General features: G+C 57.2%; 4 protein-coding genes and 3 tRNA genes. All 7 read right to left on the bottom strand.

Going from position 1 to position 2,987, the window contains the following annotated elements:
* A partial coding sequence (locus tag FS767_RS21510; RefSeq protein WP_133295916.1) for a GTP-binding protein occupies nt 1–92 on the bottom strand: 92 nt, incomplete at its 3' end.
* A gap of 78 nt (nt 93–170) precedes the next feature.
* A tRNA-Thr gene (locus FS767_RS21505) sits at nt 171–246 on the bottom strand.
* Nucleotides 247–275: 29 nt separating this feature from the next.
* Nucleotides 276–349: transfer RNA gene (locus tag FS767_RS21500), tRNA-Gly, on the bottom strand.
* A 24-nt stretch (nt 350–373) separates the two neighbouring features.
* Nucleotides 374–457: transfer RNA gene (locus FS767_RS21495), tRNA-Tyr, on the bottom strand.
* A 152-nt stretch (nt 458–609) separates the two neighbouring features.
* The gene (locus tag FS767_RS21490; protein WP_144968132.1) at nt 610–1,035 is read right to left on the bottom strand and encodes a hypothetical protein; all 426 of its coding nucleotides are present in this window, start codon (nt 1,033–1,035) and stop codon (nt 610–612) included.
* Between the two features lie 7 nt (nt 1,036–1,042).
* Nucleotides 1,043–1,792, bottom strand: a complete 750-nt coding sequence (locus tag FS767_RS21485; RefSeq protein WP_058606176.1) for a pantothenate kinase — start codon at nt 1,790–1,792, stop codon at nt 1,043–1,045.
* Entirely contained in the window at nt 1,782–2,741 is a 960-nt protein-coding gene (gene birA / locus FS767_RS21480; protein WP_144968130.1) for a bifunctional biotin--[acetyl-CoA-carboxylase] ligase/biotin operon repressor BirA, read from the bottom strand. The genes FS767_RS21485 and birA overlap by 11 nt, the downstream gene beginning before the upstream one ends.
* Nucleotides 2,742–2,987: the final 246 nt, after the last annotated feature.

Genomic DNA, 2,987 nt, shown 5'->3' with positions numbered 1-2,987 from the left:
GCTGCGGTCAGAGTGGTCTTACCGTGGTCAACGTGGCCGATAGTGCCGACGTTAACGTGGGGAAGGGAACGATCAAACTTTTCCTTAGCCATCGATACAATCCTCCGCAGAAGAAATAGTCTTGCGCTGATAAAACAAAGGCAGATATTTTCATATCTGCCTTGTTTATATGGAGCTCTTGAGCGGACTTGAACCGCTGACCTCACCCTTACCAAGGGTGTGCTCTACCAACTGAGCTACAAGAGCGAAACACTTTGTGCAATAACCAGCAAACTTGGAGCGGGTAGCGGGAATCGAACCCGCATCATCAGCTTGGAAGGCTGAGGTTCTACCACTAAACTATACCCGCGAGGCTTGCGGCTCTCGCTAAAACTGGTGGAGGGAGAAGGATTCGAACCTTCGAAGCTCTCGCAACGGATTTACAGTCCGTCCCCTTTGGCCGCTCGGGAATCCCTCCAGATGTGGCCGGCATTTTATTCATCTGCCGTCCTGGTGTCAAGCGCTTTTTCAAATTTTTTCAATCAAATCTGAAACTTAGCTGCGGTGACACCGCTTGCAACTCAACCACCTGAGTGGTGTTCCCTGCGAAGCGGGCGCCATTCTATCAAGCTATTCACCAGTTGCAATACCCTGGCAGAAAATAATTTGATGTTTTAAGTCTTTGAAATCATTGGAAAGCGCGTCAAGGGCCGCTGGGTCCAACAAGCGTTCACTTTCAGGTTCTACTTTGAGCCAACGCCCCTGGGCACCTGCGACCTGCCCACGGACTGGAGCCGTGGCGATGTCCAGACTTGTCAGCCGCTGACGAAGCGACTCGAGCACCTCGGTCGTCATTGCGCCTCCAACGATGAGGCACTCCTCGCGACGCCGATCAGGTGCCGCCACTCCCGCCTCCCGCAACAGGCGAATGTCCTGCTGACTGCCTTTATAAAGCGAAAGCGGCGTGACATCCTTGACCTTAAGTGGCGCCCCCTGCTGATTCCAGACGTAGTACACACCATTGAGGATCAGCAGCAACAAGAACAACCAGCGCATAGGCACCTCAATTCAATGGGCAGGCCATGGCCAGGCCTACAAAGACCAAGTCGGGCACTACACGCGCGTCAGGCAACGAGTCCTTGACCAACGGGGCATCCCCTCCCGTCAGGAACACAGCAAAATCCTCGCCCCACATCTCACGCGCTTGCTCAACTTGTGTGCGCACGAAGCCTTGCAGCATCAGCACGCAGCCTCGTTCGACCGCCTCCACCGTTGAGCGACCCGGAGCCAAGCTGACCAGTGCACGCTCGGCAGACGCATCGTCATAGCGAATACGCCGAGTGTGCGTGCGCAGCTGGCTGCGCATCAGAGGCATGCCTGGACAGATATAGCCGCCGAGATGCTCCCCATTGGCCGCGACGAAGTCCGCTTTGGCCGCAGTGCCCAGATCAATGACGAGGCAAGCGCCCTTGGCCAGGTGAAATGCGCCCAGCGTCGCCAGCCAACGATCCATACCAAGGCGCTGATAGTCCTCATAGCCGTTGCGCACGCCCGCCATCTCCGGCGCTGACCGTGCGACCTGTGCCTGGACGGCAAACACTTGAGCAATCAGTGACGTCAAAGCGTCGGTTTCTTCTTCACTGCGCACACTGACGATACGGCAAGCCGTAACCTGCACGCATGCCAGCGCTCTGATCTGGTCCATGAGTGTCTGGTCGGAATCCACGATTCCGCCACCCACGATCATTGCGTCGTGAACGTGAATTACCCGCCACTTGATGAAGCTGTTACCGCAATCGAGCTCAAGAATCATCACTCAACCTCAAACTAAGCTCGCCGCCGCTGAAAACTCTCTCAACGCCATCTACACGCATGCGCAAACCGCCCTGCCCGTCCACGCCCGCGACTACGCCTTGTACCTGGGTGGCTCCGGCAATGAGCGTGACATTGCGCCCCTGCCAGAGATGCGCCTGCTCCCATTCTTCCTGGAAAGCCGCGAACCCATATCGGCGGTGACGCCCCAGCTCATGCTCCAAGTGGTGGCTCAGCACCGCCACTAAATGATTGCGGTCTACAGGCGCCCCCAATTCTCGACGCATGGATGTCCATCGTTGATCCACCTGCGCATTGACCTGCATATTTACGTTTATGCCAATGCCCAGCACCACATGGCATACGTCTGCCGGATCACCGATCAACTCGAGCAAGATGCCGGTGACCTTGTGACCATCGACCAGCACGTCGTTGGGCCACTTCAAGCCTACATTCCTTACCCCGAATGCCTGCAATGTGCGCATGACCGCCAACCCCACGACCAGGCTCAGGCCCTCAAGCTGGCGCATGCCGCCATCAATGCGCAGCACCAGGCTGAAGTAAAGGTTTTGCGCGAAAGGGCTGATCCATTGCCGGCCGCGTCTCCCGCGACCCGCACTCTGCTGCTCCGCCAAGACGACGAAGGGCGCTGGCTGTCCTGCCGCCGCCAAGCGCATACCTTCAGCATTGGTCGAGTCGATCGACTCATGAATGAATGTGGGCCAGGATGCCGCCTCCGCGTATCCTGCGATCGCAGCATTGTCCAGCAGCACCAACGGTGAGGCTAGCTGATAGCCGCGTCCACGTACCTTGTGGATACTGAGGTTTAGCTCGCTTTCCAGGTGCTGCAGCTGCTTCCACACCGCACTGCGACTGACGCCCAGAGCCGCCCCCAGAGCTTCTCCGGAATGGAATCGGCCATCCTTGAGGAGATTCAACAACTTCAGCATGCGCGTCTCGACTTCGAATGAGGCTGGCATGATAGCCATGGGGGATTGCCTTGCATAGGACAAGGACCTGCGATTGAGATTGGGGGGTACGTTGCACCGGTCCGGCTCAGATACCAGGCCGCCAACCCTCGGGCCTTCCACAGGTGCAATGCCGGCCGGCTTATTTGACGCCCAAAGACAAAACCCCTACCTGCATACGCAGATAGGGGTTTTGCGAAATGAATCTTGACGATGACCTACTCTCAC

Source organism: Pseudomonas sp. DE0010 (genome assembly GCF_007680745.1).
Classification (GTDB): Bacteria; Pseudomonadota; Gammaproteobacteria; order Pseudomonadales; family Pseudomonadaceae; genus Aquipseudomonas; species Aquipseudomonas parafulva_B.
The sequence above is the reverse complement of the archived record's forward strand: the minus strand, read 5'-3'. Positions and strand labels throughout refer to the sequence as shown.